The organism is candidate division Zixibacteria bacterium HGW-Zixibacteria-1 (genome assembly GCA_002838945.1).
Lineage (GTDB): Bacteria > Zixibacteria > MSB-5A5 > GN15 > PGXB01 > PGXB01.
In genome coordinates this window covers 1-4,453 of the sequence record PGXB01000074.1, presented here as the reverse complement: position 1 = coordinate 4,453, position 4,453 = coordinate 1, and the positions used below count along the sequence as shown (strand labels likewise).

Annotated in this window: 5 protein-coding genes and 1 pseudogene; 4 read left to right on the top strand and 2 right to left on the bottom strand. The window is 47.7% G+C overall.

Features of this window, described 5'->3' with window-relative positions; genetic code table 11:
• Window positions 1-151 precede the first annotated feature (151 nt).
• The 3 genes from CVT49_16385 to CVT49_16375 all read left to right on the top strand — a co-directional run bounded on the left by CVT49_16385 (window position 152) and on the right by CVT49_16375 (window position 1,734).
• Window positions 152-895: a class I SAM-dependent methyltransferase gene (locus tag CVT49_16385; GenBank protein ID PKK81924.1), complete on the top strand. Its 744-nt coding sequence runs from the start codon at window positions 152-154 to the stop codon at window positions 893-895.
• Between the two features lie 100 nt (window positions 896-995).
• Window positions 996-1,298 carry a hypothetical protein gene (locus CVT49_16380; GenBank protein PKK81923.1) on the top strand — a complete coding sequence of 101 codons (303 nt, stop codon included), beginning with the start codon at window positions 996-998 and terminating at the stop codon, window positions 1,296-1,298.
• A 223-nt stretch (window positions 1,299-1,521) separates the two neighbouring features.
• Window positions 1,522-1,734: a hypothetical protein gene (locus CVT49_16375; GenBank protein ID PKK81922.1), complete on the top strand. Its 213-nt coding sequence runs from the start codon at window positions 1,522-1,524 to the stop codon at window positions 1,732-1,734.
• An 8-nt stretch (window positions 1,735-1,742) separates the two neighbouring features.
• Here the strand turns inward: CVT49_16375 and CVT49_16370 are convergent, their stop codons facing one another.
• On the bottom strand, window positions 1,743-2,822 hold the full coding sequence (locus CVT49_16370) for a 4-hydroxy-3-methylbut-2-en-1-yl diphosphate synthase (GenBank protein PKK81921.1): 1,080 nt from the start codon (window positions 2,820-2,822) through the stop codon (window positions 1,743-1,745).
• 73 nt (window positions 2,823-2,895) lie between these two features.
• Here CVT49_16370 and CVT49_16365 point away from each other — a divergent pair, with 73 nt between their 5' ends.
• On the top strand, window positions 2,896-3,288 hold the full coding sequence (locus CVT49_16365) for a hypothetical protein (GenBank protein ID PKK81920.1): 393 nt from the start codon (window positions 2,896-2,898) through the stop codon (window positions 3,286-3,288).
• Window positions 3,289-3,620: 332 nt separating this feature from the next.
• Here CVT49_16365 and CVT49_16360 read toward each other — a convergent pair.
• Window positions 3,621-4,028, bottom strand: a pseudogene (locus tag CVT49_16360) (very short patch repair endonuclease).
• Window positions 4,029-4,453 lie beyond the last annotated feature (425 nt).

Here is a 4,453-nt window from a genome sequence, read left to right as displayed (position 1 = left end):
TCAAACTGCCGCCGCTTTTCTCCCATTATGAACACCTCCTTAACCATAATTATAATACCCCATGCTTAATCCAGTGTCCACTTTTTTGGGGGAACCTCAAATCCCCGGAGGGGTTTCGACATTATCCGGAATAAAATAAGGACAAAACGCCATGCCAATCGCCAACCGCCTTTATAACGATCTGGCCTGGACCTGGCATATTATCAGCAAACCGGAAGATTATGTCGAGGAGGGCGAGAATTTTATTGATAAGATCAAGGCGCACTCGCAAATTGATGTCCGGGAAATTCTCAGTCTCGGGTGCGGCGGCGGCAATCTCGACTGGGTCCTCAAATGTGCCTTTAAAATCACCGGCGTCGATATCAGTGATTCGATGCTGGCCAATGCCCGCAAAATCAATCCTGAAAATGAATATCTCCAGGGCGATATGCGCACCGTCCGGCTGGGGCGGTTGTTCGATGCCGTCGTCATTCATGACGCCGTCAATTACATGCTCACTCCCGCCGATCTCAAAGCCGCCTTCGAAACAGCTTATAGACATCTTAAGCAGGGCGGCGTGATGATCACCTATGCCGAAGTATGGAAAGAGAATTTTAAGCAGAACCGCATCAGGCACCAAACCGAAGTCAAAGACAATATAGAGATTACCTTCATCGAAAACTTCTATGACCCCGATCCGGCCGACACAACATATGAAAGCACTTTCATTTATCTTATCAGAACAGATGGTAAGCTTCAAATCGAAACCGACCTGCATAATTGCGGTGTTTTTCCGCTGGAATTATGGCCGAAGACATTGAAAGAAATCGGCTTCGAAGTTATCGAAACCAGGTTCGATCATTCCGAGTTCGCCGAAGGCGAAGATTACCCGATGTTCATCGGGTTGAAAAAATAATCTTTCAGACATTATATTCTCAATTTGGAAACAAAACCATTTTTATATTGTTATTTGCTGTATTGTAATTAAAATTGACTTAAATAGGCGGGCTTAATATATGTTCCAAGGAATCGAATTCAAGAAATCAGACGGCTCTCCCGGAATCAGCGACCAGCTCAATGCCGCCCGGACCATTCTGGCCAATGAGCGCACGGTTCTGGCGTATATCCGCACATCCCTGACCCTGTTTGTCGCCGGAATAACGTTTATCAGGTTTTTCGATAACCTCATCGTCGAAATTATCGGCTGGGTTTTCCTCCCGATCGGAATAATCAACCTGGTCATTGGCGTCTATCGTTACCGGGCCACGCAAAAACATATCAATGAGCTCGATTTGCCGTTTCCGAAAACCAAAGAGTAAATTATTTTTAGTGGCGCCGAGGGGATTGCGGTAAATCTTCTATAGGGCAAATCCCATACTTTCTTGCTGTTTTTTTTCATTTTTATCCCAAATATCACTCGTTTGGCGGTTGTAATTGGCTGTAATGCAATGTCTTGCAATGACGGTTCCGCTGGCGGCTTTGATCGGCATTTTGCTTGCATCCATATTATCCGGATAAATATGTTCCAGATTGGAATGGTGTATGATTAAGATAAGATTCACGCTGACCATGCACGATGTCGTTGTCAACGGCGAAAATGTCGGGACCCTGATAGTGGATTGGCTGGCCGACACCGACTATGAAGAAGTCGCGGCAGTATCGCGGGCGTGGCTGGACTCACGCGAGGATTTTGCCTACCAGTTAACCGGCATTAAGGATTTCAGCGATTTGACACTTCAGATGGCCCATGCCTGAGATGAAACCTATTTGCCCCCGGTCATCCGTTCGATCTCGTCAAGGAGTACCTTCTCGAGATCCTTCTCGGGGATTTTGCGGATAATCTCACCCCTTTTGAATAACAGCCCCAACCCATCGCCGCCGGTGATGCCGACATCGGCCGCCGATGCCTCACCCGGCCCGTTGACCACACAGCCCATCACCGCCACTTTGAGCGATGTCTTATAATGCCGCGTTTTTTGCTCGATCGATTCGGCCAGTCTAATCAGGTCGATCTGGCAGCGTCCGCAGGTGGGGCAGGAGATAACCTCCACGCCTTCCTTCTTTAGTTCCAGTGCCTTGAGAATCGCTTTGCCGACGCGGATTTCCTCGAGCGGATCAGCCGACAACGAAACTCGAATCGTGTCGCCGAGGCCGTTTATCAGAAGCGCCCCCACGCCGACCGAGGATTTAATCGTTCCGGTCTGAAGCGTCCCGGCTTCGGTGATCCCCAGGTGAAACGGATAATCGGTCTTTTCGGCCAGCATCAGATGCGCCCAATAGGTTGTATTGACCGAGGATGATTTCAGCGCCACCACGATATCATGAAAATCGCAGCTCTCGAGAATTTCGATTTGCCGCAACGCCCCGATGACGAATGCCTCCGGGTTGTCATGGCCGTACTTTTCGACCAGATCCTTTGGCAGTGACCCCGAATTGACCCCGACCCGAATCGGAATACCGGCATCTTTGGCCGCCCTGGTCACTTCGCGAACCTTCCAGTCTTCGCCGATATTGCCCGGATTGATGCGGATTTTATCCACCCCTTGTTTGATAGCTTCAAGCGCCAGCTTGTATTTGAAATGAATATCGGCCACCAGTGGGATGTTTATCTGCGCTTTGATTTCGCCAAGATTGAGCGCCGCTTCTTCATCGGGAACCGCCACCCGGACAATATCGCAGCCGGCTTCGGCCAGCGCCTTTATCTGGGCGACGGTCGCGGCCGTGTCGCGCGTGTCGGTGTTGGTCATCGACTGCACCGAAACCGGAAAGCCGCCGCCGATTATCACGCTGCCCGCTTTGACGGCGCGGCTTTTTCTTCGCCCGGGAGGATATTTCAATTCCATATATATCTTGACCTCAAAGCTTCCTGGCCGTAATTTACGCCTTTTACGGAGAATATCAACCGAAAGTTGGTTTATGTCAATCTGGCGGGTTTTATTGGCGATGGTTTTACTGGCGGCGGCCTTTTACGGCTATTCTTATTTCAGGGACAAGGCGGTTGACAAAAAGGCGGCCGAGTATCGCCGGTTTGCTTCTGTGACGGCCGAGACCTCGGTGGCGGCCGAGTTGTACCGCAACTATCATGATTCTTTTCTGGTGGCCAGGGATTCCATTTTGAATAAATATGCCATGACCCTCGAAGACATCGCCGCGTTCCGCGCCAGAATCAGCAAAAACCAGCCGGAGTGGGGGAAGGTCTGGTTCCTGGTTGATTCCATCAATGACTCGCTGGTGAAAGCGCAGTTCGATCGAATGAAAGCCGCCAAAGACACCACCTCCGATTCACTGGCAAAATTACCATCAAAATGATGCAGTCCCGTAATTTCGGGAGGGCAAAATTTCCTTGTAATTTTCTTTCTATCTTTTGCTTACACGGAATTGGCTTTGTTTTTGCGTTTTTAAAAAAACGAATATCCATTCCCCGGCAAGACCGGGTAGGTCGAAATCCCCGCAATCCCCGATTATCATCGGGGATGAAGGGGTTTCGACAATTTGTGTTTCGCTTTTAGCCATAGTTATATCATGCTCCCTCTATAATACCCCCCGACGATCGATTTACCATCAAAGTGATGGTGTTTTTGTAATGAAATATGTTTTAAGAAACCCGGAGCGAAGTTCCGGGGCGCAAGTGGAAGCTGTATCTATTTCAGTAAAAAACGTGAGACTTTCTTTAGGGTTTTTTCAAAATCTCTTTTTAATGAGTGCTCCCAGATAACCTGTACAGTCCATCCTTGAGCACGTAACTGGCGTATTTTACGTTGATCGCGAATTCTATTTTGCTCAATCTTCTTTCGCCAGAAGTCGTTAGGTAACTTGTCATACCAAGTTGAAAGACGCCATCCATGCCAGAAATCGCTATGTATGAAGATTGCTTTCTTTTTTGAGGGACAAGCGATGTCAGGCGTCCCAGGGGCTTTTTTATAATGTTTTTGGAAATAGATACCGGCCCCGCGTAGTTGTTTAAACACGAGAAGTTCAATCCTGCTATTTTTTGATCGCACTTTACTCATTAAGTAACTGCGTTGCTTCCTGCTTAGTTTATCAGCCATAACTTAAGTCTTGTGCAAATACTAATTTAGTTGTTGCCTCCCGCCAATAGCTGCCTTACTCTTGCTTTAATATTATCGTAAATCGATGTAAGCTTGGTTTTTGCCTGGCTGGTCAATCTCGCAGTGTGCATTAATGCGTCACGTATTGGTTTGTATTGTTTGGAATCATTGGGGAGGCAATTCTGACTACCTTGTTGTCTATCTACAAGATTAGCGAGGCCAGACATTTCCAGATAACTGATGTCTTCGTTATTTTGTCTGATATCAATGCTGATATTGCCGGCTAATTTGTTTTCTTTTTCTCGTTTCTGCCATTGAGCTATGTCTCGATTTGGTCTTCCCCTAAAAAAATGGACACATAGTTAAGATAGGGTAGCCGCCCGTTCGAAGTCAACTGGATTTTTAAAACCCAGGCTCGAATGACG

Excerpts from the sequence above, each read along its gene's own strand:
- CVT49_16385 (PKK81924.1), top strand. The coding sequence starts at position 152 with ATGCCAATCGCCAACCGCCTTTATAACGATCTGGCCTGGACCTGGCAT.
- CVT49_16370 (PKK81921.1), bottom strand. The coding sequence starts at position 2,822 with ATGGAATTGAAATATCCTCCCGGGCGAAGAAAAAGCCGCGCCGTCAAA.
- CVT49_16380 (PKK81923.1), top strand. The coding sequence starts at position 996 with ATGTTCCAAGGAATCGAATTCAAGAAATCAGACGGCTCTCCCGGAATC.
- CVT49_16375 (PKK81922.1), top strand. The coding sequence starts at position 1,522 with ATGATTAAGATAAGATTCACGCTGACCATGCACGATGTCGTTGTCAAC.
- CVT49_16365 (PKK81920.1), top strand. The coding sequence starts at position 2,896 with ATGTCAATCTGGCGGGTTTTATTGGCGATGGTTTTACTGGCGGCGGCC.